Annotated in this window: 25 protein-coding genes; 17 read left to right on the top strand and 8 right to left on the bottom strand. The window is 68.6% G+C overall.

Annotation, left to right across the window (positions count from 1 at the left end; translation table 11 throughout):
- Positions 1 to 79: 79 nt before the first annotated feature.
- The 4 genes from V2J18_RS19780 to V2J18_RS19765 all read left to right on the top strand — a co-directional run bounded on the left by V2J18_RS19780 (position 80) and on the right by V2J18_RS19765 (position 3,600).
- Entirely contained in the window at positions 80 to 661 is a 582-nt protein-coding gene (locus V2J18_RS19780) for a hypothetical protein (protein WP_336132665.1), read from the top strand.
- Positions 658 to 1,947, top strand: coding sequence for a Tle-like phospholipase domain-containing protein (locus V2J18_RS19775; RefSeq protein ID WP_336132664.1), 1,290 nt, complete (start codon positions 658 to 660; stop codon positions 1,945 to 1,947). Before V2J18_RS19780 ends, V2J18_RS19775 begins: the two co-directional genes overlap by 4 nt.
- 79 nt (positions 1,948 to 2,026) lie before the next feature.
- Positions 2,027 to 2,599, top strand: coding sequence for a hypothetical protein (locus V2J18_RS19770; RefSeq protein ID WP_064747436.1), 573 nt, complete (start codon positions 2,027 to 2,029; stop codon positions 2,597 to 2,599).
- Between the two features lie 425 nt (positions 2,600 to 3,024).
- Complete coding sequence (locus V2J18_RS19765) at positions 3,025 to 3,600, top strand: dihydrofolate reductase family protein (protein ID WP_336132663.1); 576 nt, start codon at positions 3,025 to 3,027, stop codon at positions 3,598 to 3,600.
- Between the two features lie 31 nt (positions 3,601 to 3,631).
- Here the strand turns inward: V2J18_RS19765 and V2J18_RS19760 are convergent, their stop codons facing one another.
- The gene (locus V2J18_RS19760) at positions 3,632 to 5,167 is read right to left on the bottom strand and encodes a tetratricopeptide repeat protein (RefSeq protein ID WP_336132662.1); all 1,536 of its coding nucleotides are present in this window, start codon (positions 5,165 to 5,167) and stop codon (positions 3,632 to 3,634) included.
- A gap of 226 nt (positions 5,168 to 5,393) precedes the next feature.
- Between V2J18_RS19760 and V2J18_RS19755 the strand changes: the two genes are divergently transcribed.
- The 3 genes from V2J18_RS19755 (at position 5,394) to V2J18_RS19745 (ending at position 7,824) form a co-directional block, all read left to right on the top strand.
- Positions 5,394 to 6,614: an MFS transporter gene (locus tag V2J18_RS19755; RefSeq protein ID WP_336132661.1), complete on the top strand. Its 1,221-nt coding sequence runs from the start codon at positions 5,394 to 5,396 to the stop codon at positions 6,612 to 6,614.
- A gap of 210 nt (positions 6,615 to 6,824) precedes the next feature.
- Positions 6,825 to 7,250: a GFA family protein gene (locus V2J18_RS19750; RefSeq protein WP_064747440.1), complete on the top strand. Its 426-nt coding sequence runs from the start codon at positions 6,825 to 6,827 to the stop codon at positions 7,248 to 7,250.
- 64 nt (positions 7,251 to 7,314) lie between these two features.
- Entirely contained in the window at positions 7,315 to 7,824 is a 510-nt protein-coding gene (locus V2J18_RS19745; RefSeq protein WP_336133146.1) for a DUF1697 domain-containing protein, read from the top strand.
- A gap of 37 nt (positions 7,825 to 7,861) precedes the next feature.
- Here the strand turns inward: V2J18_RS19745 and V2J18_RS19740 are convergent, their stop codons facing one another.
- Positions 7,862 to 8,287: a hypothetical protein gene (locus tag V2J18_RS19740; protein ID WP_141233416.1), complete on the bottom strand. Its 426-nt coding sequence runs from the start codon at positions 8,285 to 8,287 to the stop codon at positions 7,862 to 7,864.
- Between the two features lie 219 nt (positions 8,288 to 8,506).
- Here V2J18_RS19740 and V2J18_RS19735 point away from each other — a divergent pair, with 219 nt between their 5' ends.
- The 3 genes from V2J18_RS19735 to V2J18_RS19725 all read left to right on the top strand — a co-directional run bounded on the left by V2J18_RS19735 (position 8,507) and on the right by V2J18_RS19725 (position 10,982).
- Positions 8,507 to 9,046, top strand: a complete 540-nt coding sequence (locus tag V2J18_RS19735; RefSeq protein ID WP_336132660.1) for a DUF2058 domain-containing protein — start codon at positions 8,507 to 8,509, stop codon at positions 9,044 to 9,046.
- Positions 9,047 to 9,243: 197 nt separating this feature from the next.
- A complete protein-coding gene (locus V2J18_RS19730) occupies positions 9,244 to 9,861 on the top strand; it encodes a glutathione S-transferase family protein (protein ID WP_064747444.1) in 618 nt (205 codons plus the stop codon).
- A 278-nt stretch (positions 9,862 to 10,139) separates the two neighbouring features.
- Positions 10,140 to 10,982, top strand: coding sequence for an arylamine N-acetyltransferase family protein (locus V2J18_RS19725; RefSeq protein WP_336132659.1), 843 nt, complete (start codon positions 10,140 to 10,142; stop codon positions 10,980 to 10,982).
- Between the two features lie 72 nt (positions 10,983 to 11,054).
- Here V2J18_RS19725 and V2J18_RS19720 read toward each other — a convergent pair whose 3' ends face one another.
- Positions 11,055 to 11,351 carry a hypothetical protein gene (locus V2J18_RS19720; RefSeq protein WP_336132658.1) on the bottom strand — a complete coding sequence of 99 codons (297 nt, stop codon included), beginning with the start codon at positions 11,349 to 11,351 and terminating at the stop codon, positions 11,055 to 11,057.
- Between the two features lie 27 nt (positions 11,352 to 11,378).
- The gene (locus tag V2J18_RS19715; RefSeq protein ID WP_336132657.1) at positions 11,379 to 11,807 is read right to left on the bottom strand and encodes a hypothetical protein; all 429 of its coding nucleotides are present in this window, start codon (positions 11,805 to 11,807) and stop codon (positions 11,379 to 11,381) included.
- Positions 11,808 to 12,049: 242 nt separating this feature from the next.
- Between V2J18_RS19715 and V2J18_RS19710 the strand changes: the two genes are divergently transcribed.
- On the top strand, positions 12,050 to 12,484 hold the full coding sequence (locus tag V2J18_RS19710) for a PepSY domain-containing protein (protein WP_064747448.1): 435 nt from the start codon (positions 12,050 to 12,052) through the stop codon (positions 12,482 to 12,484).
- A 60-nt stretch (positions 12,485 to 12,544) separates the two neighbouring features.
- Here V2J18_RS19710 and V2J18_RS19705 read toward each other — a convergent pair whose 3' ends face one another.
- Positions 12,545 to 13,852, bottom strand: coding sequence for a beta-1,3-glucanase family protein (locus tag V2J18_RS19705; RefSeq protein WP_336132656.1), 1,308 nt, complete (start codon positions 13,850 to 13,852; stop codon positions 12,545 to 12,547).
- Positions 13,853 to 14,289: 437 nt separating this feature from the next.
- Between V2J18_RS19705 and V2J18_RS19700 the strand changes: the two genes are divergently transcribed.
- Positions 14,290 to 14,703 carry a VOC family protein gene (locus tag V2J18_RS19700; RefSeq protein ID WP_064747450.1) on the top strand — a complete coding sequence of 138 codons (414 nt, stop codon included), beginning with the start codon at positions 14,290 to 14,292 and terminating at the stop codon, positions 14,701 to 14,703.
- Between the two features lie 558 nt (positions 14,704 to 15,261).
- Here V2J18_RS19700 and V2J18_RS19695 read toward each other — a convergent pair.
- From V2J18_RS19695 to V2J18_RS19685, 3 genes are all read right to left on the bottom strand, one after another.
- Positions 15,262 to 15,822 carry a DUF3016 domain-containing protein gene (locus V2J18_RS19695; protein ID WP_064747453.1) on the bottom strand — a complete coding sequence of 187 codons (561 nt, stop codon included), beginning with the start codon at positions 15,820 to 15,822 and terminating at the stop codon, positions 15,262 to 15,264.
- Positions 15,823 to 15,954: 132 nt separating this feature from the next.
- On the bottom strand, positions 15,955 to 16,311 hold the full coding sequence (locus V2J18_RS19690) for an excalibur calcium-binding domain-containing protein (RefSeq protein ID WP_336132655.1): 357 nt from the start codon (positions 16,309 to 16,311) through the stop codon (positions 15,955 to 15,957).
- 127 nt (positions 16,312 to 16,438) lie between these two features.
- Positions 16,439 to 16,813, bottom strand: a complete 375-nt coding sequence (locus V2J18_RS19685) for a YciI family protein (RefSeq protein WP_064747452.1) — start codon at positions 16,811 to 16,813, stop codon at positions 16,439 to 16,441.
- Positions 16,814 to 17,007: 194 nt separating this feature from the next.
- On the opposite strand from V2J18_RS19685, the gene tsaA reads away from it, so the two are divergent.
- The 5 genes from tsaA (at position 17,008) to V2J18_RS19660 (ending at position 21,815) form a co-directional block, all read left to right on the top strand.
- Positions 17,008 to 17,541, top strand: coding sequence for a tRNA (N6-threonylcarbamoyladenosine(37)-N6)-methyltransferase TrmO (gene tsaA, locus V2J18_RS19680; protein ID WP_064747454.1), 534 nt, complete (start codon positions 17,008 to 17,010; stop codon positions 17,539 to 17,541).
- A gap of 261 nt (positions 17,542 to 17,802) precedes the next feature.
- Positions 17,803 to 18,318, top strand: a complete 516-nt coding sequence (locus tag V2J18_RS19675; protein WP_336132654.1) for an SRPBCC domain-containing protein — start codon at positions 17,803 to 17,805, stop codon at positions 18,316 to 18,318.
- Positions 18,319 to 18,456: 138 nt separating this feature from the next.
- Positions 18,457 to 19,473, top strand: a complete 1,017-nt coding sequence (locus V2J18_RS19670; RefSeq protein ID WP_064747022.1) for an ABC transporter ATP-binding protein — start codon at positions 18,457 to 18,459, stop codon at positions 19,471 to 19,473.
- Positions 19,470 to 20,231 (top strand): ABC transporter permease, encoded by a 762-nt coding sequence (locus V2J18_RS19665; RefSeq protein ID WP_064747023.1) that lies wholly within the window; start codon positions 19,470 to 19,472, stop codon positions 20,229 to 20,231. Before V2J18_RS19670 ends, V2J18_RS19665 begins: the two co-directional genes overlap by 4 nt.
- A gap of 219 nt (positions 20,232 to 20,450) precedes the next feature.
- The gene (locus V2J18_RS19660) at positions 20,451 to 21,815 is read left to right on the top strand and encodes an amino acid permease (RefSeq protein WP_064747024.1); all 1,365 of its coding nucleotides are present in this window, start codon (positions 20,451 to 20,453) and stop codon (positions 21,813 to 21,815) included.
- The last annotated feature ends 138 nt before the right edge of the window (positions 21,816 to 21,953 follow it).

The raw sequence follows: 21,953 nt of genomic DNA, 5'->3' as shown, positions 1-21,953 counted from the left end.
ATCGATGCGCGGTGTGTTTCGCAGCTTTTGCCTTCTGCTGGCGATGAGTACTTCCGCCTGTAGCGCTCCCGAGGCCGCCATGAACGCCGAAACTCCCACCTCCGACTCCGCGCCGTCGATGGCCGAGCTGGAAGCCAAGTACCAACGCAACCCGGCGCCGAAGCAGGCGTACCGGATCGAGCTGAAGGTGGCGGATGCGCCGGGGCCGTTTGAGAGGGCCGAGGGATTCGTGAGCTATGAGGCGCCGAACTGCACCTTTATTCCCAACCAGATCGTAGGGGTGCGCAAGCGCCCGTCACACACATTGCCGATTGAGTTCGCCAAGGTCGACGAATCTACTTTCGTCGCGACGATCCACGCTGATGCGATGCTGGATGAGGACTATCTGGGCGAGGGTGTCTGCCACTGGGAACTGATGGGCGTGAGCTCCTGGCTCAAGGCGACCGGAGCCAAGACCGACATAGGCTACCTCGCCAATCTGGCTGGCGATGAGGTACGCGCTCAGAAGTTCCGCACTAACTACTATCTCAAGGACGAGTATCCGGGCAATGATCCGGATGAGCGTCTCGACCCAGGCGAACTGGATCGCAACAAATTCACGCCGGAGTTCCAGGGGCAGCTATTCACCATTACCTCAATAGCCAAGGCAGGGACGCCATGAGCCTCAGCAGCCAGCAATATGCCAACCTCGCCGAAGATGCATACAACCCTCGTGAGAAAGGTAAAGACGTCACCCTTGAGGGTGTGACGTACACAGTGCTAAAGCACGTCGACAAGCCATCAGGCTATCAGGGTACGATCTATCGGCGCCAGGATACCGGGGAAATCATCGTCGCCCATCGTGGCACCGAATTTGACCGAGAGAAGCTCAAGGACGGTCTGACCGATGCCGGCATGGTTACATCTCGTACCAATGTCCAGGCTAAGGACGCGATCGCATTGACGCGCGATGCCTTAGAGATAGCGGAAGAACTTGGCCGCGGTAAGCCGTCGCGACCCGAAGTCACCGTCACCGGCCACTCCCTCGGCGGCACCCTGGCGCAAATCACCGCCCACCACTACGACCTGCGCGGCGAGACCTTCAACGCCTACGGCGCGGTCAGCCTGGGCTACCGCATCCCCGAGAGCGGCAACCGCGTCACCAACCATGTCATGGCCGGCGATCCGGTCAGCGCGGCCAGCGACCACTACGGCCAGGTCAAGGTTTACGCCACCGCGCAGGAAGTCAAGTCGATGCGGGACAGCGGTTATGAGAACGACCGCAGCACCCTGTTCGACGCACGTTCGTCCGTGGGGGCGGCCAAGAAGATGGTCGGCACCTCGCACAGCATGCACAACTTCCTCAATGTCGACGCCCACGATAAACCGGACCGTTCCGTGCTCGGCGATCCCCAGGCGCAGCGTCTGGCGCAGCAGTACGATCCGATGATCGACAAGTACCGCAACGATATCGAGAGCCTGCGTCGCGGCGTGACCAACACCTTCCGCGATCCGGTGGGGAAAGCAGGCGACTTGATCGACGAGATCCGCGGTCCGCTCAAGCCGGGCGAGCCGGGGCGCAAGGAACACCGGCACGAGGCGCCGGCGCGGCCGGAGCGCAATGCCTCGCCGTGGCACCCGGCGCCCTATGGCCCGGCGCTGCGGGACTACATCCATCCGGGCAAGACGCCGACCTTGAATCCCGGCTTTCCGATGCGTGCGACCACCTCGCTCGACGACAACCCCTCGGCTTTCGTCGACCGCATGCTGGCCGCCTCGCAGAACGGCGATCGCGACGCGTTCCGGCAGATGACCCAGCAGGCCGCCGCGGCGACGCCGGGCCGCGAGCTGCGCAACGACGCAGTGGCGACGGTCGATCGCCAGGAGCAGGCCTTGGCCCAGCAGGCGATGCAGCAGCAGGCCAACGAGCAGGCCACACCCAGCCGCCAGGGACCGCGCATGGGGTGACCGGTGCCGCCGGCGCGCGGCGCGCGCCGGGTCCCCTAGAATATCCGTTGGGCACGAAGCCGCTTTGGAGAGCGCTGGCATGCAACAGGACGAGTTGATGGCGCTGATCAGCAAGACCGCGGTCTTGATGGAGCAGTTCGAGCGTCGCTGCGAGGAGATCGAGAAACAGCAGCTCGCGGTGTCCCAGCAGCTGCAGCATTTGGCGCAACAGGTGCCGGGCGTGGTGCGGCAGTCGGCCGACGAAAGCCTGCGCAGCCTGCCGGGGGCGGTGATCGGCAAGGTCGAAGGCGGGCTGTCGCAGCCGGTCGGCGCCTACGAAAAACGTCTGCAGGAAGCCGGCGCCTTGCTGCAGGAAGGCTCGCAAGGGCTGGCGGCGCAGATCAAGCGCATGGAATGGCTGCACAAGCAGTTGGTGTGGAAAGTGGTCGGCGCGGCGCTGGGCAGCGTGCTGCTGCTGCTGGCCGGCGGCGGCTGGCTGCTGTGGCAATACCGCGCCGACATCAACGAGAACCGGATCACCGCCGACCTGTTGCGCGCCTACAACCAGGCCGACGTGACCCTGTGCGGTGGGCGCCTGTGCGCCAACGTCGACATGAAGGCCAAGCCCTACGGCGACGACAAGCGGTATCGGCCGGTGCAGGCGCGGCAGTAAGCGGCGCCGCCGCCATCGCCGATGCCGCTGTTGCGATGAGTCCGTTGGCGGATGCGACACCGGCCCTTCGGTCGAATTCGCCGTAGTTGCGATTTCGCGGTCGCGGCTTACGCCGCTCCTACAAGGACTCATGTAGGAGCGGCGTAAGCCGCGACCACCGAAGCGGTCGACGCTAGCGCCGCGTCCGAAGCCCGGATCCTCCCGGCGCAACTTCGACGCACGGATCCGCTCTTCCTGGCCTCATGCGCCGCCGCCGGACTATCGTCCGTTTCGCAGGCCCGCGCGGCCCAATACCGGCCAGCCGCCGACCGCTCGCAGCTCCGTCGCCCACCGGCGCCACGACGCCGTCGAAACCGCAGCTCCCCATTCGTCGATGAGAAGAACCGCGCCGATCCCCGGCGCGCCCTCATCCTCGGGAGCCCGCCATGCGCAAGATCATCGCCGCCCTGCAGCTGTCGTTGGACGGCTACATCGAAGGCCCGCACGGCGAGCTGGACTGGATCGACAGTTGGGAGGACCGCTTCGGCCTGCTCGACCGGGTCGATACCTTCCTGCTCGGCGCACGCATGTACCCGGCTTACGAGGCCTACTGGAGCGCGATCCAGGCCGACCCCGACGCGATGCTGCCCTGGGTCGGCCGGCGTGCCCTGCCGTTCGAGATCGAATACGCGCGCCTCGCCGCGGTCACTGCACATGTGGTGCTGTCGCGTACGTTGCCATCGGCCGGCTGGGCGCAGACCCGGATCGTGCGCGAGCTGGACGAGCTGCGCGCGCTCAAGGCCCAATCCGGACGCGACATGCACGCCCTCGGCGGCGGCGTCTTCATCGCCAGCCTGCTCAACGCCGATCTGGTCGACGAGTTGTGCCTGGTCGTACACCCGGTATTGCTGGGCGCGGGCAAGCCGCTGTTCGCGGGCCTCCATGGACGGCGGCGCCTGCGGCTGGCCGAGGCCAGGGCGATGTCGGACGGGCTGGTGCGCTTGTCCTACGTTCTGCGCTGAGGTCTGGCGTGGACGCAGTGCGAGGGGCGCTTCATTCGGTTCCGCTCCCCATATAGACCTGGTAGCGCCCGATCCTGCCGACTTCGGCCACGGCCGCCTGCACGTCCGCACGCGCCAGCATCGTTTCGCGCGCCTGCCGATAGGCGACGTCGCCGGGCAACGGCTCCATCGTCTGGAACTGCTGCATCCACTCCAGCGCGTCGGCGCGATCGGCGGTCGATGCGAGCAGCTCGGCGGCCAGATGCGCCGCGTCGTCGATCCGTTGCGCGCGCAACAGCGACTCCAGGTACACCAACGGGCCGTCCTGGCGATGCTCGCGCAGGTAGTGCAGCGCCGCGGCCACGCCGTCGCGGTCGCGCTTGGCCAAGGCGGCGCAGAGCTTGTTGGCCTGCATGACCATGCGGCCGTAGCCGGCCAGATCGGGACCGGTGCGTTGCAGTTCGGCCAAGCTGTCGTCGGGGCGATCCAGGCCGCAATACAGTGTGGCCAGGTTCAACGATTGGCTGACGTTGGGCAGGCCGTCTTCGGTGAGCCGGCTGGCGCGGGTCATTTCGGCCACGGCTTCGTCGATGCGGCCGAGGCGACGCAGCGCGATCGCGCGTTCGTTCAGCACCCAGCCCTGCTGCCGGATATCGTCGAACGCGGGTTGGCCGTCTGGCGCTTCGGCAATGCGCGCGGCGATTTGTTCGGTCAACGCCAAGGCTTCGCGGTGCATGCCGGCGACCAGCATCGCCGAAATGAGCTGCACCCTTATCTCGAGGCCGCGCGGCGTGGCGTCGGCTTTCTCGCGCAGACTCTCGACCATGCCGATGGCGGCATGCTCGACGTTGAAGGTCCAGCTGTCGGCCTCGACCAGGAAATCGAAGCGCTTGTCGCTGCGCAGCCGCACCAGGCTCAGCGGGTCGGCGATGCGGCGAACCACACCGCGCGCGGCCTCGTGCTCGCCGCGTTCGACGTGGCGCTCGAGCAGGACGAACCACAGTTCGCCGTCGTCGCCGGTCAGGCTGTGCCAGTTGGCGTCGTACAGCGCCCGTACCAGACCGAAGCGCGTCTCCGACTCGCGGTCGAGCCGATTGACCAACTGGAAGATCATTTGCTCGTCGATGTTCGGCAGCAGCTCGGGCCAGTACTCGACCAGGTGGATGAAGGCCCGTGCCGATTCGTCGTGCCGGTGCAGGTTGAATTCGATCGCGCTCAGCCGGTACCAGCCGTCCGGATCGTTGGGGTCGGCCGCGTTCGCCTGCCGGTACAGGCCCGCGGCCCGGGGGAGGTCGTTGAGCTTGACCGCCGATGCGGCGGCGGCGGTCAGCGCTTGCAGCCGCTGCGCCGCGTTCAGACGGGCGAATTCCGGCTGCGCGATCAGCTCGCCGAAGGCGCGGTCGGCGCTGGCGTAGTGCTGGTTGTGCGCCAGCGCGACGGCGTCGGCAATGCGCTGGCGGAAGAACCGGCTTTCCGCCTCGTCGGCGACGATGGCCGGCGCCGGCGTTTGCCCGGCGTCGGCGGGCGCCGTCGCGCACAAGCCGAGCATCAGCCCGCCGAACGCGACCCGCAATACGGCTCCGTGCATCTGTTTCTCCATCCCCTGGTTGCACCCGGCCAAGCCGGTTTCGTATGTTTCGCCCCCGCGGGGGCGGCGAGGGCGCTCAGCTTACGGGAAAGCCGGAATGTGCCGATACCGGGCGCGGGCCGCGGATCCGGCGATGGACGGGCGGAACAGGGCGCGAGCCGTGAAGCCGCGCCCTCGCGCCCGATCACGCACAGTCCACCTTGCTGCAATGCACAATAATGGCCCTATGAGCGCCCTCCCCACCGCCTCCGCCCCGCTGCCGCCGCGCCGGGTGGCCCTGATCCTGTTCGCCCTGGCCATGGGCGGTTTCGCCATCGGCACCAGCGAGTTCGTGGTGATGGGCCTGATCACCGAGATCGCCCGGGCGATGGGCGTCACCGAGCCGCAGGTCGGTCACGTCATCAGTGCTTACGCGCTCGGCGTGGTGGTCGGCGCGCCGGCCTTGGCCTTGCTGGGCGGGCGCATGTCGCGGCGCAGCCTGCTGCTGGCATTGATGGGTTTCTACGCGGTCGGCAATCTCGCCAGCGCGCTGGCGCCGGGCTATTCCAGCCTGATGCTGGCGCGCTTCGTCGCCGGCCTGCCGCACGGCGCCTACTTCGGCATCGCGGCCCTGGTGGCGGCGCGCATCAGTCCGCCGGAGCAACGCGGCACCGCGGTCGGCAGGGTGATGCTGGGGCTGTCGGTGGCCTTGCTGATCGGCAATCCGCTGGCGACCTGGCTGGGCCAGGCCTTCGGCTGGCGCTGGGCGTTCGCGCTGGTGTCGTCGATCGCGCTGACGACGGTGGCGATGACCGCGCACGTGCTGCCGCGCGGCATGAACGCGCCGCGCCCGGATGCGATGCGCGAGCTGCGCGACTTCAACCGCAAGCCGGTGTGGCTGGCGCTGGGCATCGGCGCGATCGGCTTCGCCGGCATGTTCTGCGTCTTCAGCTATTTGGCGCCGACCCTGGTGCACGTGACCGGCGTGCGCGAATCCTTCATTCCGTTCGGCCTGATCGCGTTCGGCATCGGCGGCATCCTCGGCACGCTCGGCGGCGGCTGGCTGTTCGACCGCTTCCAGTTCCGCGGCGCGGCGCTGGTGCTGGTGTGGTCGGTGTTGATCCTGCTGCTGTTCCCGCTGGCCGCGCGCTCGGCGTGGACGGTGCTGCCGGCGGTGCTGGCGGTGGGCACGATGGGCGCGCTGGCGACGGTGTTGCAGGCGCATCTGATGGACGTCGCCGCCGAGGCGCAGACCTTGGCTGCGGCCTCGAACCATTCCGCCTTCAACATGGCCAATGCGCTTGGTCCCTGGCTCGGCGGCACGGCGATCACCGCCGGCTACGGCTGGACCTCGACCGGCGTGGTCGGCGCGATCACCGCGCTGGGCGGCCTGGCGATCTACGCCTGGGCGCGCGCGGATCAGCGCGCGTCGGAAGCGGCGCTGGAAGGCTCGGGCGAGGCGGGCTGAGAGCGAGTTCCGTCCGGCTTCGGTGGAGACGCTTGCACCCACCGCTGCGGTGATCGCGGCTCACGCCACTCCTGCAGGAGGCAAGGCGCCGCTGAAGCCGGCTGACGAATGTCAGGTTTCGTCCCCGCGTACGGGCCAGGCCGTGGCGGCGGCGCTAAGCTCGCGGGCGACGCAGCGGCCGCGATGCCGGCCGGCGAACGGAGGCGAAGGATGAAGCAGACTTACCCAGGCAGCTGCCATTGCGGCGCGGTGCGGTTCGAATGCGACCTGGACCTGGCCGCGGGCACGCGGCGCTGCAATTGCAGCTTCTGTCTGAAGACGCGGATGTGGAAGGCGTTCGCGATGGCCGGCGAGTTCCGCCTGTTGCAGGGCGAACAGGAACTGGGCGATTACCGCGCCGCCGATTCGCAATGGCCGCAGGGCTGCGTCCATCACCACTTCTGCCGGCGCTGCGGCGTGCGCCCCTTCAGCCGCGGCTATCTGGAAATGGAGCCGTTCAACGGCTGGTTCCACGCGGTCAATGTCGCCTGCCTGGACGGGCTGGACGACGCGACCCTGGCGGCGATCCCGATCGAATACGAGGACGGGCGCCATGATCGCTGGGAATCGACGCCGGCGTCCCCCCGATATCTGTAGCGACGCAGCATTTGCGACCCGAACCGGTATTCTGGCGGTCTTCGCCGCTTGTGCCGAGTCCGCCATGACCACCTACATCGCTTTGTTGCGCGCCGTGAACGTCGGCGGCACCGGCAAGCTGCCGATGGCCGAGTTGCGGGCGATGTGCGAGGCGGCGGGGTTCTCGGATGTACGCACCTATATCGCCAGCGGCAATGTGGTGTTGCGCAGCCAGCTCAGCGCGCAGCGGGTGCAGGCGGCGCTGGAGGACAGGTTGCGGGCCTACGCCGGCAAGCCGGTCGGGGTGATCGTGCGTACCGACGCGGACCTGCGGCGCGCGCTGGAGGCCAATCCGTTCAAGCAGGCGGCGCCGAACCGGGCGGTGCTGATCTTTCTCGACGCGGCGCCGCCGGCCGATGCGCTGGCCGCGGCGAAGCATCGCAACGGCGAGGAGATCGCGCTCGGCGAACGCGAGATCTATGTCCATTACGGCGACGGCATGGCCGACTCGAAGCTGACGATTCCGGCGGCCAAGGCCGGCACCGCGCGCAACTTGAACACGGTGGCCAAGCTGATCGAGATGGCCGGGGCCTGACCCAGCGCCCGCGTGCGCGGGCGCTGCGATCCGAGGCTTATTTCAGCGGCTGCAGGCCAAGCGTGGCGAACAATTGGTTCTGCGCCTTCTTGGCCATCGAACGCGGCATCTTGACCAGGAAACCGTCGCCGGCCAGGCCCACGTCGCCCTGCAGGATCAGGCCGTTGATGCGAACGTAGCTCTTGATCGTGTAGCGGTCGCCGATGCGGTCCAGTTCGAGGAACATCGGCGCGGTCAGAAAACCCTTGCCCTTGCGGTACACCTGGCGTCCGCCCTCGTGGCGTGCGAGCGCATAGCCGTTGCCGGCCGCCCAGGCGGCGACCGTGGCGGCCACATCCTGGTCCGAGGAGAACTCCACCAGATCGAACGGATGCTTGCCGTTCTTGGCCACCAGCGCCATCAGGTTGAGCAAACCGAGCCCGCACAGCCCGCCGAAGATCGCCATCCCTATGATCGAACCCATATCCGTCCTTGATCGATTGCGAGTAGAAACCGCGGCCGTTGCGGCCGGGGGCGGGCACTATAGCAGCGCACGTTGCGCAGGGTGGTGCCTGAAACCGCCAGTGGCCGGCGCGGTCCGGCGGCCGGCGATGCCGCTGTCGGGCCGAGGGCGCGACGCCAGGACCGCGGTGCGGCGGGCCGACCGCTTCCGGTGCCGCAGACGCCGTACTAGACTCGGGACATGCGAAATCCCCTGCAAGATCAGTTGCTCAAGGCCGGCCTGGCGAAGAAGTCCCAGGTGTCCCAGGCCGTGCGCGAGCAAGCCAAGCAGCGCCAGGGCAAGGCGCCCGTGCCGCCGAAGGAAGACCAGGTCGACGTCGACCGCCTGCGCGCCGAACGCGCCGAACGCGATCGCGCGCTGTCGGCCGAGCGCAATGCGCAGGCGCGCGCGCACGAGTTGCGCGCGCAGGTGCGGCAGATCGTCGAGGCCAACCGGATCGAGCGCAAAGGCGAGATCGACTATCGCTTCGCCGACGGCGACAAGATCAAGAGCCTGCTGGTCGACAAGGCGCTGCGCACCCAATTGGCCGGCGGCGCCCTGGTGATCGTGCGCCTGGACGAAGGCTACGAACTGCTGCCACGCGCAGCCGCGCAGAAGGTGCGCGAGCGCGATCCGGCCGCCATCGTGCTCGACAACGGCGCATCCACGCCGCCCGCGCCGGCGAGCGAGGACGACGAGTACTACGCGCGCTTCCAGGTGCCCGACGATCTGATCTGGTGACCGGCCTGGGGACGCAGGGCGTTGAGCGCGCTCAGCTCGCGGCGCCCTGCCGCGCGGTCTGTCGGCTCGGTGGACCGCCTGCGCGCCCGGTGTCTTGTCAGGCCGGCGCTGCGGCCCTGGAACGATCGAGGACTCACCCTGTCCGCGATCCCGGTTTAACGTGAGCGCCTCTTCCATCGCGCCCACGAGGCTTCGCCATGCTGACCCTGATCCACGCGCCGCATTCCCGCTCGACCCGCATCATCGCCCTGCTCAAGGAACTCGATGCCTTGGACCGGGTCGAGGTGCGGCCGGTGGAGATCCAGCGTCAGGGGCAGGACCGTCCCTTCGCCGGCGATGCGCGCAATCCGCACCCGGAAGGCAAGGTGCCGGTGTTGCTGCACGACGGGGTCGAGATCTGGGAAAGCCCGGCGATCATCCAGTACCTGACCGACCTGTTTCCCGAGCGCGGCATCGGCGCGCCGATCGGTTCGCGCGAGCGCGGCCGTTACCTGTCCTGGCTGAGCTGGTACGGCGACGTGGTCGAGCCGGTGCTGCTGCTGGCGGCGATCCGGGTCGAGCATCCCTTCCTCAGCGCGACGTTCCGCGGGGTGGCGGAAATGGAGGCGCGGCTGGGCAAGGCGCTGGAGAACGCGCCCTACCTGCTCGGCGACCGCTACAGCGCCGCCGATCTGCTGCTGCACACGCCGTTCGTGTGGTTCTCCGAAGCGATGCCGGCCAACCCGGCCATCCGGGACTGGGTGCGCCGGTGCACCGAGCGGCCGTCGTCGAAGTTCGCCGCCGAGTACGACGCGTCCTTGCTCGCCGCGGCCTGAGCGTTCTTTGCCGGCACGTCGTGCGTGCGAACGCGCACAGCGGCGTGCGCCCAGGCCCGAGTGTTCCTGCAGGGACGTCATTCCCGCGAAAGCGGCGATGCGCATCGGCGCCGCTGCGCGACTCTCATGCGTGCGGCTTCATCGGGCGCGCGCTTGCGCATCGCCGTCGCAGTCCCATCCGTGCACCACAGCGTTGCGGCGCCGGCGGCCCGCAACGCTGGACCTCAAGCGGGGTTGAGGTCGTAAGGTGGCGGCAATCCAACACGCCGAGAACGACGATGCCGCCGCTGCCCGAGACCGTCCTGTCGCAGGACGACCTGCAACTGTATCTGCGCCGGCTGGGCTACGCGCATGCGCCGGCGCCGAGCTTGCAGACGCTGCGCGAGTTGCAGCGCCGTCACAGCGCGGAATTCGTGTTCGAGACCGTCGCCAACCTGCTGCATGCGCCGATCCCGATCGATCTGCCCTCGCTGCGGCGCAAGCTGCTGCACGATGGCCGCGGCGGCTATTGCTACGAACTCAACGGTCTGTTCCTGGCCTTGCTGCAACAGCTGGGCTTCCGGGCGCGCGGCCTGACCGGACGAGTGCTGATGGGCGGGCCGGAGGATGCGGTCACCGCGCGCACCCACATGGTGGCCCTGGTCGAGATCGACGGCGAACGCTACGTGGCGGATGTCGGTTTCGGCGGCATGGTGCCGACCGGGCCGTTGCGGCTGGACGAGACCGGCGAACAGGCCACGCCGCATGAGCCGTACCGGCTGGAACGCCGGGGCGCCGATCGGTATTTGCTGCAGGCCAGAGTCGGCGAGGAGTGGCGGGCGATGTACGTGTTCGACCTGGCGCCGCAGGAGTACATCGACTACGTGGTCGGCAACTGGTACGTCTCGGCGCACCCGCAGTCGCCGTTCCGCGATCAGTTGTTCGTCGCTCGCACCGGGCCCGGTTGGCGCAAGACCTTGAACAACGGCAGCTACGCCATCCACCGCCTGGGACAGCCCAGCGAACGGCGCGAACTGGCCGGTGCCGACGAAGTGATCGCGGTGCTGCGCGAAGAGTTCGGCCTGCGCCTGCCCGACGAAACGGCGTTGCGCGCCGCGATCGAACGGCGCGCGGCGGCGTGAGGCGAGGGCGCTCGGCCGCCGCCGCAGCGCGGCCGCCGTTCGAACATGCCGCTAAGACGCCCGTTGCGGCGCTCAGTCGCTGAGGGTTTCGATGGCGTGGCCGCCGCGGGCGGCGTGGCTGAAGAATGCGAGCCAGCGCAGCACGATGCGAATCAGGTGGCGATCGCGGCCGTCTTGGCCGTGGCGGTCGAGCAATTCGATGAGTTCGTGCACGATCGCGCCGGCCTGTAGCGGCGAGAGGGTCGGACTGTCGTAGAAGGCGTCCCACAGCGCGTGCAGCTGCGGATAGCGGGCCCGGTCGCTGTCGGCCAACACCATCACGTGTTCCTCGTCGTGACGGATGCTTTCCCTGCGCCCGCCGGCGCTCATGTCGAATCCCATGCCGCCGCGGCCCGCTCAGTCGATCAGTTCGAAGCCCGCCGGCGCGATGCGCGGCGGGGGGCGATCGCAGTGATACATGTCCAGGTACAGCGAGGTTTCGCGCGTGCCGCAGACCACCCGGTAGCGGTCGACGACATGGTGGTCGGGCTCTCCCGGCGCCAAGGGCTTGCCGGCCAGCATCGCTTCGACCAAGCGTACGGACTGCGCTTCGGTCATGTTGGCCGGCAGGGGCGTGCGTTCGCCGACGCTGCCGGCGCGTTCGAACTGCGGGTGGCTGCGGTCGGGACAGACCAGGCGCGCGAGGTAACGGTGCTGGCCCTGCGGCTCGCAGACCTCGATCGCGGTGGCGACGCTGCCGCCCGGAGCGGCGTCGGCGGCGGGCGAGGACGGGGTCTGGGCGGTGGCGGCCAGCGGGACGGCCAGAGCGAGCAGGACGGCTTTCATCGGGCAGAGATCCTTTCTGCGAAGTCGGCGACAGCATAGGGCATGCGGCGGGGAATGCCATGCTGCGACGCGGTCGGACATTAGCCTCGGGTGACGACAGGATGAGGCGGAACGAAAAGCGGGCATCGCGTTTGCGCATTCATTCGCGTCTGCCCGGGCGTGCGCACTGAACGCGGCGATGTTCATCCGCGGTTCTCGGGCGCTCGCCAGAATCGAATCTCCCCCCAGCACAGGAGCGCGCCATGAGGAAGTTCATCCTGGCCCTCGCCCTGGCGGCCTGCGTGCCGGCCGTCGCTGCGGCGCAGGAGACGCAGGGCCCGGTCGCACTGACCGAGCACCAGATCCGCACCCGCCTCGCCGAGCAGGGCTACGACAAGGTCAACGACCTGAAGTTCTCCGACGGCGTCTGGCACGCAGATGCGCGCAGCGCCGACGGCAACCGCGTGCAGGTGCGGCTGGACCCGCGCACCGGCAACGTGTTCGCCAACGAGTTGGTCGCGCGGCTGAGCGAACGCGACATCCGCGCCTCGCTGTCGGCGGCCGGCTACACCAACATCCACGATGTCGACTACGAGGACGGCCTCTGGAATGCGGAGGCCGACGATCCGTCCGGCAAGGATGTCGAACTGAAGATCAACCCGAACAACGGCAAGGTCATCGGCGCCGAGAACGACTAGTTCGCGGTGCCCGCAGCGGCTCCGGCCGCCCGCGCGGCCGGGGCCGTTGTGTCGGCGCCGTCAGCCGTAGAAGTCGCCCAACACTACGCCGACGCTCTGAGTGCCGTTCAACTGGATCGACGGGTTCTGGTTGCACAGGTCGTCGTAGGGAAAGCCGTAGGCCAGGCCGTTGGCGCTGACCGCGTGGGTCAACTGCGCCCAGGCGTTCCAGGTGCCGCCGTCGGGATAGAAGCCGGCGGCCGCGCCGCTGCAGTCGGCGTCGTCGAGCAGATAACCGACCACGCCGCGGTTGAATGCCGCGGCGATGTTCTTGCCCACGTTGAGCTGCGCCGCGTCGCCGTTGGCCAGGGCGTTGTTGCATTGCCAGACATCGAGCGAGGCGAACTGCACGGTCGAGGGGGCCGCGCCGGTCAGGGCGAAGGCCAGCGGCGGCGCGGCGGCCTGCCAGCCGGCCAACGTCGGGTACTGGCCGGCGTAGAAGTTGAGCACGCCGCTGTCGGGGTCGACCACGCCGGTGTAGTAACCCGTGGCGACGTCGTGCACGACCAGCGGCGTGGCCTGCCAGTTCGCGTACCAGGTCGAGATTTCGTCGTCGAACCAGCCGCTCACGGCGGTACCGTAGGCCGCCGGATCGCCGGTCAGGGTCTTGGGCGAGATCGCGCGCAACCAGCTCAGCCCGGTCGGATACGCCGGCGCGATGGCGGCGGGGATCGGGATCGCCAGCGGCTGACCGGCCAGCGGCGCGGGCAAGGCCTGCACCTGGGCGATGAAGGCATCGCGCGACACCATCGGCTGGCCCTGCGCGCTGCCGCCGGGTGCGCCGTCCAAGATCAGAGTGAAGCCGAACTGATCGACCTGGGTGGTGTTGCCGTTGAAGTTGCCGTCGCTGTCGTAGGAAAACTCGATCCAGTCGAACAGGCATTGGGCGCCGGGGCCGTCCTGATACGGCACCGGCGCGGCATAGCCGCCGCTTTGCACGGTGAACGGCAACCGCGGCACGCCGACGGAAATGTAGATGCGCCCGCTGAAAGCGGCGCTGCCAGTGCCGAGGCTGGGCAGATTGGCGGTATTGATCTGCGACAGGTCGATCCAGGTCGCCGGGCCGCTGCGCGCCAGGGGGATCGAATAGTCGGCCCAGGCCTGGGGGTAGTTGTCGGCCAGGGCCGCGACGACGGCCGGATCGAGTTGTCCGGCGCCGGGAAAGCTGCCCGCGGTCTGGGCGTTGTCGGCGAGCTGCATCGGCTGAGGCAGGCCGGTGGCGTCCAGGCGGTAGAAGCCGTCGGGCACTTTGCCGACGATGTAGGCGTAGACGGGCACATCGTCGGCGAGGTCGGTCTGGGTCGCATCCAAAGTCAGCGGGACGGTCATGGGCGGCTCCGGAAGGGAAGGGGCGCAGCCGCTGGACGGGCGCGCTGCATGGGCGGGAACGCGGCAGGGGGCGAGACGTGAAGCGGTACGGGTCCCCGGGGTTCGCGGCCTGGACCGCGGCCGCGAGGGCGAGCGATGGGGATGAAAAATATTCTCGCCGGCGTGTCGATTGCGGAGGCGATGGTACGTCGCTGAGAGGAGCAGGCAGGAAACGGTTGTCGGGTCCCGCGCTCTCCCCATCCTACCGCCTTCCGTCTCGGGCTTGAGGCGGTCCGCTGCGAGCCGGGGATGCGCACAAAAAAAATCATCGGATGTTTGTCGATTCCTGCGATCCTGCTTCGTCGTTGTCGAGAGCAGGCAGGAAACGGTTCCGAATCCGCACCGCTGTACCCGCCCGCCGCTATCGAACCCTCACCCCTTCCAACAAGGAACTCGCCATGACCACTCACGCCCAACTGTTCGTCAACCTGCCGGTCAAGAACCTGGACCGCTCGGTCGCCTTCTTCACTCAGATCGGCTACAGCTTCAACCCGCAATTCACCGACGAAAACGCCACCTGCATGATTCTGGGCGACAACCTGTTCGTGATGCTGCTGGTCGAGCCATTCTTCCAGACCTTCACCAGCAAGACCCTGTGCGACACCACGAAGAGCCTGGAATCCCTGGTTGCCCTGCCGGTCGGCAGCCGGGCCGAGGTCGATGCGCTGATCGCCAAAGCCGTGGCGGCCGGCGGCAAGGTCCTCGGCGAACCGCGCGACTACGGCTTCATGTACTCGCACGGCTACGAAGACCTGGACGGCCACACCTGGGACGTGTTCTACATGGACATGAGCGCGATGCCGCAGCAGTAAAGGTCCATCGGCCCGTCTCGCCGCCGCGAACGGGCTGCAGCGCAAGCCGCCACAAGGCGGCTTGCGTTCGTCTGGGGGAGTAGTCTGTCGGCAGACAATGTTCCGCCTTTGCGCCGTTCCTACGGAAAGCAGCGCCGCTTCTGTTGTTTCCCCCTTTGAAAAAGGGGGCAGGCGGGATTGGCTCTATGTCGCGCGCATTCGCGCCCTTTCGACCGGATGCAGAACGCGGCCCCGATCGCCGACGGCATGGTGGGCTGGTCTGCGCGTCTCGGGGTCGCGGCTTGCGCTGCTCCTACCCCGGTGCGGAGCGCGGCGTTGTTGCGCTTTCTGCCTGTTCCCTCTCGCGGCTCACGCCGCTCCTACAAGAGCACGCGTCGCGCAAGGAGCGCGCCGCGGCCTTTGCTGTTCCCCCCTTTGAAAAGGGGGGCAGGGGGATTTGCTTTCCGCTGCGCAACCAACGCAGCCCCGTCAGCGACGGCGTCGCCGTTGCGTTCTCTTCACGTCCCCGGTCGCGACTCGCGCCGCTGCTACCAGGGGCAGGGCTTGCTTGCGCCGGGCTCAGGCGCCGGGGGCTTTGAATTCCTGGCGCAGCCAGTCGTCGATCAAGCGTTTTTCGTAGCGCAGCGGATCGCTGTCGCTGAGCGGTCGCGGCCCCATCAGGAAGCTGAGGTCGCGCAGGGTGCGCTGGCCTTCCTCGACCACCCGGCCGTCGGCGTCGGTGCGCTTGAAGCTGAGCACGATGCGCGGCGGATAGATGTCGCGGACGAAGCGGGTGTCGTCGAACTGCGGCCCGTGCCAGGGCTCGTAGTCGCCGGCGCGCTTGATGTCGGTGATGTCGACGTCGAGGCGCTGGCCGGCCGGCAGCTCCTTCTGCGCGCGCTTGCGCAGGTGCTCGGCGAGCTGCTCGACCCAGTTGCCGCGGCGGGCGTCGTAACGGTTGCGGCTGTAGCGGATCTCGGCGAACTTGGCCGGATCGTCCCAGCGCACGCTCACCGGGCCCTGTTCGGGCAGGGCCCGCGGTGCGTCGGGATCGGTGACGGTGCGGGAACGGGCGCCGGCGTCCCCGGCCGCCAGCGCGGCGGCCGACAAGGCGATGATGAGCGCGGTCCGGAGTTTCATGGCGGGCTCCGAGGCGGTGGGGTTCGGGCCCATTGTCCGCCCGCGTTCGCGCGAGCGACAAGCGAAACCGCGTTAAACGCAGGCTCGGCGCCGAGGCCGTTGGCGCCAATTCACGATCGCCCGTTCAGCGCCTTATTCGCAGCCGACCCCGTCGCCGTCGCGATCCAGCCGGCGGCTGTAGCCAGGGTCGCCGCGCCGCACCGGCGCGGCTCCGGCGGCGCGCGCGGCGCTGCAGTTGGCGAACGCGCCGCCGCCGCCGGACGGCGCTGCGGTGGCCGGCGTCCACGACGAAGACAGCGCCGGTCGCGCGTGCGAGCGCGTGGCCGCGGGCGCCCAGGCGGCGGCCGGAGCGGAGCCGCGATGGCAGTGATAGCCGCCGCGTTTGCGGTCGTGGTGGCAGCCGTGCTTGTCCAGCCCGCCGCCGTGCGCGTAGGCCGGTACTGTCGCGCTCAGTGCCAGCGCGACGGCGAAGACGATGCAGCGGCGCATGATCGGACCCCCGTGTCCGCCCTAACGCGATGGGGGCGGGGGAGCGGCCATGCGGGGCCGCGCACGCTGCGGGCGAGCGGTGGCGGTGCCGGTTCAGGTGCCGCTGCCGCGGCGCGCGGTGTCCGCTTCAGGCCGCGACCGCGCGGCGGACGTCGTCGAAGTCCATCACCGGACGCACTTCGATCCGGCCGGTGCGGCTCCAGGGGAATTCCTGGGCGATGCGCAGCGCCTCGTCCATGTCGGCGGCTTCGATCAGGTTGAAGCCGCCCAGGTACTCCTTGGCCTCGGCGAAGGGGCCGTCGAGAAAGGTAGTGCGGCCGCCGCGGGTGCGCAGCGACACCGCCTTGGCCGGCGGCGCGAGCATCTGCGAGTCCAGCAGCACGCCGTCGGCGCGCAGTCGGTCGGCATGGGCCAGGCAGCCGCGCATCATGCTCTCGTACTCGCCCGGGGGCAGGGCTTCGATCAGGCTGTCGTCGTTGTAAATCGAAACGATGAACTTCATGGGGGCCTCGGCAGCGGGCGCTGCGGTGGAAGGGACGCGGGAGTTCGCGACGGCGCCGAGCATACCGCCTATGCGGCACTGCGCCAGCGACGATGGTCGGAGAGGCTGCGTCGCGTCGGTCGCAGGCGTTGCGACCGTCGACCGCGACGCGGCGCGGGGCGACAATGGCGCGTTCCGTCGAGCCCGCGCGCCGCATGTCCGATCTCCTTTGCCGTCCGATCGCCTGGCTGCGCTCGCCTTATGCGCAGCGCATCGATGCGCCGCACCAGCCGACCGTGGTGCAGGGCACCGAAAGCGGCGCGGCCGAGGAGGCGCGGATCGAGTTCGCCGACGGGATTCCGTTCGAGGCCTATGCCGACCTGGCCGGTTTCGAGCGGATCTGGCTGATCTTCGCGTTCCATCGCAGCCAGGGGTGGAAAGCGCAGGTCAAACCGCCGCGCGGCGGGCCCAAGCGCGGCGTGCTGGCGACGCGTTCGCCGCACCGGCCCAATCCCCTGGGCTTGTCGGCGGTGGAACTGGTGGCGGTCGAACCCGGCGCCTTGCGCGTGCGCGGCGTCGATTTGCTCGACGGCACGCCGGTGCTCGACATCAAGCCCTACGTGCCTTACGCCGATGCGTTCGCGCAGGCGCGCGCGGGCTGGATCGACGCGATCGACGCGGCGCAGGGGCGGCAGTCGGCGCCGGGGCCGAAGCGCCCGCGCAAGCCGCGCGCGGATGCCGCCGGCTGAAGCGTCGGCGCTTTACCTGGCCCGTCATCGGCGCGTTGCGCCGTCAAGCGCTGGAAGTTGTACCGATTTTGCGATTTCGTGATAGTCGTCGGACTTCGGCGCAATAGTGCGATCGATGCCGCAGTCGGGCCGGCGAATCGGCTTGACCCTGTACGGACCCGGATGTAGTTTCCGGCCGGGTTAATTAGCTTGTCGGTTTAGAGGCGTTTTACGCCTCCTTTTGCGCGCCCCCGCGCTTTTCGTTCGTACAGGAAGTCCGTCATGACCGCCGATGGTTCCCGCCGTGCCGGCGCCGCGCCGCCTGCCGCCGTCACCTCGCACCGCATCGAAGATCGTCGCATCGTCCTGCAGCGTGTGATCCACGCGCCGCGCGACCTGGTGTTCCTGGCCTGGACCGACCCGGTCCACATCGCGCGCTGGTGGGGGCCGCACGGCTTCCGCAGCGTGGTTCGGCAGATGGACGTCGCCACCGGCGGCGAATTCCGCATCTGCATGGTCGGCCCCGATGGCGCCGAGTACCCGCTGCGCGGCCGCTATCAGGAACTGGTCGCGCCCGAGCGGCTGGTGTACTGGGTCGACTGGGACGATCCGGCGCGCCCGCCGCAACCGTCCTTGAACCGGGTCAGCCTGTCCGCGCGCAGCGACGGCCACACCGAGGTGACGTTGGAGCTGGAATTCGCCAGCGCCGGCGAGCGCGAAGACGTGCAGACCCAGCAGGTGGTGCCGGGCTGGGGCGAGTGCTTCGAGCGCCTCGACGCCTATCTGGCCGAGCGCTGAGCGCGACGCGTCCGCGCGCCGGCTCGTACACTGGCCGCGGCCGCATCGCAATGCAGCGCCCGGCGGCTCGGGTGCGCGGCGTATGCATGCGGTCGCCCGACCGTCGTCCGGCCCGCGATCACGGAGGCTATCCCGCGCATGTCGTCTGCATCCGCTCCATCCGCTGCATCCGCTCCGCCCGGCGACGCCGCGCCGATCGTGTCGATCCGCGGCCTGGCCAAGACGTACGCCGGCGGTTTCCAGGCGCTCAAGCGGGTCGACCTGGACATCCGTCGCGGCGAAATCTTCGCCTTGCTGGGGCCCAACGGCGCCGGCAAGACGACGTTGATCAGCATCGTCTGCGGCATCGTCAACCCGAGCGAGGGGACGGTGCTCGCCGACGGCCACGATATCGTCCGCGATTACCGCGCCGCGCGCGCGACGATCGGGCTGGTGCCGCAGGAGCTGCACACCGACGCCTTCGAAACCGTGTGGGACACGGTCAAGTTCAGCCGCGGCCTGTTCGGCAAGGCGCCTGACGCGGCCTACTTGGAGCGCGTGCTGCGCGAGCTGTCGCTGTGGGACAAGCGCGGCGAGAAGATCATGGCCCTGTCCGGCGGCATGAAGCGGCGGGTGCTGATCGCCAAGGCGCTGTCGCACGAGCCGAGCATCCTGTTCCTCGACGAGCCCACCGCGGGCGTCGACGTCGAGTTGCGCCGCGAGATGTGGGCGATGGTGTCGCGGCTGCGCGCCAGCGGCGTCACCATCATCCTCACCACCCATTACATCGACGAGGCCGAAGAGATGGCCGACCGGGTGGGCGTCATCAACCGCGGCGAGATCGTGCTGGTCGAGGAAAAGCGCGCGCTGATGCGCAAGCTGGGCAAGAAGCAGCTGACCCTGCAACTGCAGGCGCCGTTGGCGGCGTTGCCGCCGTCGCTGGCCGAACCGGCGCTGGCCTTGTCGGCCGACGGCGGCGAGCTGACCTACACCTTCGACGCCCAGTCCGAGGAAACCGGGATCGCCGCGCTGTTGCGCCGGCTCGGCGAGCACGGCATCGATTTCAAGGACCTGCACACCACGCAGAGTTCGCTGGAGGAGATCTTCGTCAATCTGGTCAAGTCGCCGTCGGCGCAAGGCGCCTCCCGCGGCGACGCAGCGGAGGGCGCGGCATGAACTGGCACGCGATCCGGGCGATCTACTACTTCGAGATGCACCGCACCTTCCGCACCCTGATGCAGTCCATCGCCACCCCGGTGCTGTCGACCTCGCTGTACTTCATCGTGTTCGGTTCGGCGATCGGCTCGCGCATGGTCGAGATCGACGGCATCGGCTACGGCGCTTTCATCGTGCCGGGCCTGGTGATGATGGCCTTGCTGACCGAAAGCATTTCCAACGCCTCCTTCGGCATCTACCTGCCGAAGTGGTCGGGGACGATCTACGAGTTGCTGTCGGCGCCGGTGTCCTTCGTCGAAGCGGTGGCGGGCTACGTCGGCGCGGCGGCCACCAAGTCGGTGATCCTGGGCACGCTGATGCTGATCACGGCGCGGTTCTTCGTCGATTTCCAGATCGTGCATCCGCTGTGGATGACGGTTTTCCTGATCCTGACCGCGGTCACCTTCAGCCTGTTCGGCTTCATCATCGGGGTCTGGGCCGACGGCTTCGAGAAGCTGCAGATGATCCCGATGATGGTGGTGATGCCGCTGACCTTCCTGGGCGGCAGCTTCTACTCGATCGACATGCTGCCGCCGTTCTGGCGCTCGCTGTCGCTGTTCAATCCGGTGGTGTATCTGGTCAACGGTTTCCGTTGGAGCTTTTACGGCCAGTCGGATGTGGATATCCGGCTCAGCGTCGGCATGACGGCCGGGTTCCTGCTGCTGTGCTTGGCGACGGTGTGGTGGATCTTCCGCACGGGGTACAAGCTCAAGCGCTGAGGCGCGCCTCGCCCTTACCCCAGCCCCGCTCCCGTAAACGGAAGAGGGGCCTTGCCGTTGCTGAGAGGTCGGTCCTTCCCTGCGAGCGGGCCGGGGCGCAGGCGCGCACGGCGCCCAACCCTGCCGCACCCGCGCCGCGCGGAGTATGCTGCGCCGGTCCCGGCCCGGCCGCGCTGAGCGCAGTGCGGTCGTCGCGCCGGCCAGCGGGAGCCCGGGCGAATGACCGATCACCAGCAACTTCACCGTGGCCTCAGCGAGCGCCACATCCGATTGATGGCGCTCGGCGCGGCGATCGGCGTCGGCCTGTTCCTGGGCTCGGCCAATGCGATCAAGCTCGCCGGCCCCGGCATCCTGCTGGCCTACCTGCTCGGCGGCGCGGCGATCTTCATCATCATGCGCGCCCTCGGCGAGATGGCCGTGCACCACCCGGTCGCCGGCTCGTTCAGCCGCTACGCCCGCGATTATCTCGGCCCGCTGTCGGGCTATCTGACCGGCTGGAACTACTGGTTCCTGTGGCTGGTGACCTGCGTGGCCGAAATCACCGCGGTCGGCGTGTACATGCAGGTCTGGTTCCCGGGCTCGCCGCAGTGGGCCTGGGCGCTGGCGGCGCTGGTGGCGATGGGTTCGGTCAATCTGATCGCGGTCAAGGCCTACGGCGAGTTCGAGTTCTGGTTCGCGATGATCAAGGTGGTGACCATCGTGGTGATGATCCTGGCCGGGCTGGCGATGATCCTGTTCGGCTTCGGCAACCACGGCGTCGCCACCGGCATCAGCAACCTGTGGAGCCACGGCGGCTTCTTCCCCAACGGCGCGCAGGGCGTGCTGATGTCGCTGCAGATGGTGATGTTCGCCTACCTGGGCGTGGAGATGATCGGCCTGACCGCGGGCGAGGCGGCCAATCCGGCCAAGTCGATTCCGGATGCGATCAACTCGGTGTTCTGGCGGATCGTGATCTTCTACGTCGGCGCGCTGTTCGTGATCCTGTCGCTGTACCCCTGGAACGAGCTGGGCACCACCGGCAGCCCGTTCGTGATGACCTTCGAGCGCATGGGCATCCGCGAGGCGGCCGGCATCATCAACTTCGTGGTCCTGACCGCGGCGTTGTCGTCCTGCAACAGCGGCATCTTCAGCACCGGGCGCATGCTCTACAACCTGGCCCAGCAGCGGCAGGCGCCGGCGCTGTTCGCGCGGACCTCCGGCGGGGTGCCGCGCGCGGCGATCCTGGTCTCGGTGGCGGTGCTGCTGATCGGCGTGGCGCTGAACTACCTGGCGCCGGCCAAGGTGTTCGTGTGGGTGACCTCGATCGCCACCTTCGGCGCGATCTGGACCTGGGGCGTGATCCTGGTGGCGCACATGAAGTTCCGCGCCCGCCTCAGCGAGGCCGAGCGCGCCGCGCTGGCGTTCAAGGCGCCGATGTACCCGCTCGGTTCGTGGGTCGCGCTGGCTTTCCTGGCGCTGGTGATCGGGCTGATGGCCTACTTCCCCGACACCCGGGTGGCGCTGATCGTCGGCCCGGCGTTCCTGATCCTGCTGACGGTGCTGTTCTACGCGATGGGCTACCACCGCCGCGAAGCCCTGGCCTGAGCCGCGCCCGGCGGATTCGCCGCGAACGCCGTCCCGCCCGCGCGGGGCGGCGTTCGCGCTTATGACGCAGTCGGTTTTTCGTTGCCGGCCGGCACGGCACAATAGACGTTCCGATCCGGGCCGCGCCGGGGAGCGCGC

The sequence above is a fragment of the Lysobacter firmicutimachus genome, from assembly GCF_037027445.1.
In the GTDB taxonomy this organism is placed as follows: Bacteria; Pseudomonadota; Gammaproteobacteria; order Xanthomonadales; family Xanthomonadaceae; genus Lysobacter; species Lysobacter firmicutimachus.
This window is presented reverse-complemented; position numbering and strand designations above follow the sequence as displayed.

What these genes read in the sequence shown, in the direction of transcription:
- V2J18_RS19770 (WP_064747436.1), top strand. Translation starts at nt 2,027, where the DNA reads ATGCAACAGGACGAGTTGATGGCGCTGATCAGCAAGACCGCGGTCTTG.
- V2J18_RS19755 (WP_336132661.1), top strand. Translation starts at nt 5,394, where the DNA reads ATGAGCGCCCTCCCCACCGCCTCCGCCCCGCTGCCGCCGCGCCGGGTG.
- V2J18_RS19765 (WP_336132663.1), top strand. Translation starts at nt 3,025, where the DNA reads ATGCGCAAGATCATCGCCGCCCTGCAGCTGTCGTTGGACGGCTACATC.
- V2J18_RS19700 (WP_064747450.1), top strand. Translation starts at nt 14,290, where the DNA reads ATGACCACTCACGCCCAACTGTTCGTCAACCTGCCGGTCAAGAACCTG.
- V2J18_RS19685 (WP_064747452.1), bottom strand. Translation starts at nt 16,813, where the DNA reads ATGAAGTTCATCGTTTCGATTTACAACGACGACAGCCTGATCGAAGCC.
- V2J18_RS19690 (WP_336132655.1), bottom strand. Translation starts at nt 16,311, where the DNA reads ATGCGCCGCTGCATCGTCTTCGCCGTCGCGCTGGCACTGAGCGCGACA.
- V2J18_RS19735 (WP_336132660.1), top strand. Translation starts at nt 8,507, where the DNA reads ATGCGAAATCCCCTGCAAGATCAGTTGCTCAAGGCCGGCCTGGCGAAG.
- V2J18_RS19775 (WP_336132664.1), top strand. Translation starts at nt 658, where the DNA reads ATGAGCCTCAGCAGCCAGCAATATGCCAACCTCGCCGAAGATGCATAC.
- V2J18_RS19665 (WP_064747023.1), top strand. Translation starts at nt 19,470, where the DNA reads ATGAACTGGCACGCGATCCGGGCGATCTACTACTTCGAGATGCACCGC.
- V2J18_RS19710 (WP_064747448.1), top strand. Translation starts at nt 12,050, where the DNA reads ATGAGGAAGTTCATCCTGGCCCTCGCCCTGGCGGCCTGCGTGCCGGCC.
- V2J18_RS19725 (WP_336132659.1), top strand. Translation starts at nt 10,140, where the DNA reads ATGCCGCCGCTGCCCGAGACCGTCCTGTCGCAGGACGACCTGCAACTG.
- V2J18_RS19730 (WP_064747444.1), top strand. Translation starts at nt 9,244, where the DNA reads ATGCTGACCCTGATCCACGCGCCGCATTCCCGCTCGACCCGCATCATC.
- V2J18_RS19715 (WP_336132657.1), bottom strand. Translation starts at nt 11,807, where the DNA reads ATGAAAGCCGTCCTGCTCGCTCTGGCCGTCCCGCTGGCCGCCACCGCC.
- V2J18_RS19720 (WP_336132658.1), bottom strand. Translation starts at nt 11,351, where the DNA reads ATGAGCGCCGGCGGGCGCAGGGAAAGCATCCGTCACGACGAGGAACAC.
- V2J18_RS19670 (WP_064747022.1), top strand. Translation starts at nt 18,457, where the DNA reads ATGTCGTCTGCATCCGCTCCATCCGCTGCATCCGCTCCGCCCGGCGAC.
- V2J18_RS19675 (WP_336132654.1), top strand. Translation starts at nt 17,803, where the DNA reads ATGACCGCCGATGGTTCCCGCCGTGCCGGCGCCGCGCCGCCTGCCGCC.
- V2J18_RS19745 (WP_336133146.1), top strand. Translation starts at nt 7,315, where the DNA reads ATGACCACCTACATCGCTTTGTTGCGCGCCGTGAACGTCGGCGGCACC.
- V2J18_RS19705 (WP_336132656.1), bottom strand. Translation starts at nt 13,852, where the DNA reads ATGACCGTCCCGCTGACTTTGGATGCGACCCAGACCGACCTCGCCGAC.
- V2J18_RS19660 (WP_064747024.1), top strand. Translation starts at nt 20,451, where the DNA reads ATGACCGATCACCAGCAACTTCACCGTGGCCTCAGCGAGCGCCACATC.
- V2J18_RS19740 (WP_141233416.1), bottom strand. Translation starts at nt 8,287, where the DNA reads ATGGGTTCGATCATAGGGATGGCGATCTTCGGCGGGCTGTGCGGGCTC.
- V2J18_RS19780 (WP_336132665.1), top strand. Translation starts at nt 80, where the DNA reads ATGAACGCCGAAACTCCCACCTCCGACTCCGCGCCGTCGATGGCCGAG.
- V2J18_RS19760 (WP_336132662.1), bottom strand. Translation starts at nt 5,167, where the DNA reads ATGCACGGAGCCGTATTGCGGGTCGCGTTCGGCGGGCTGATGCTCGGC.
- tsaA (WP_064747454.1), top strand. Translation starts at nt 17,008, where the DNA reads ATGTCCGATCTCCTTTGCCGTCCGATCGCCTGGCTGCGCTCGCCTTAT.
- V2J18_RS19695 (WP_064747453.1), bottom strand. Translation starts at nt 15,822, where the DNA reads ATGAAACTCCGGACCGCGCTCATCATCGCCTTGTCGGCCGCCGCGCTG.
- V2J18_RS19750 (WP_064747440.1), top strand. Translation starts at nt 6,825, where the DNA reads ATGAAGCAGACTTACCCAGGCAGCTGCCATTGCGGCGCGGTGCGGTTC.